This window comes from Streptomyces sp. CO7 (assembly GCF_053474865.1).
In genome coordinates this window covers 1-400 of the sequence record NZ_JBRIOU010000144.1, presented here as the reverse complement: position 1 = coordinate 400, position 400 = coordinate 1, and the positions used below count along the sequence as shown (strand labels likewise).

At 48.8% G+C, this 400-nt stretch carries 1 protein-coding gene; it reads left to right on the top strand.

Annotated elements, in window-relative coordinates; translation table 11 throughout:
- The first annotated feature begins 6 nt into the window (after positions 1-6).
- On the top strand, positions 7-234 hold the full coding sequence (locus ACOV8S_RS31495; RefSeq protein ID WP_448321887.1) for a ribonuclease domain-containing protein: 228 nt from the start codon (positions 7-9) through the stop codon (positions 232-234).
- Positions 235-400: the final 166 nt, after the last annotated feature.

The following is a 400-nucleotide window of genomic DNA, read 5'->3' as shown; positions in this document are numbered from 1 at the left end:
GGATGGGTGGCATCAAAGGGAAATCTAGCAGAGGTTGCCCCAGGCAAAAGCATCGGTGGAGATGTTTTCTCTAACCGGGAGGGACGTCTTCCTTCAGCAAGCGGCCGCACATGGCGTGAGGCAGATATCAACTACGTCTCAGGCTTCCGCAATGCTGACCGCCTCGTGTATTCAAGTGACTGGCTCATTTACAAAACAACAGACCATTACGCGACATTCACACGGATTCGATAATCAATCAAAAAACAGCCCCATTTGACGCAGGGCTGTTTTTTGATGCCACTTATGGCAGCAGGGTTTTCACGTATTCCTCAAAAGGCAGAGACAGCGGTTTTTTCGACACTTCTTCATGTTCATGTATAGTGACATGATTCTCGGTGACGATTACACGTCCTGTTGG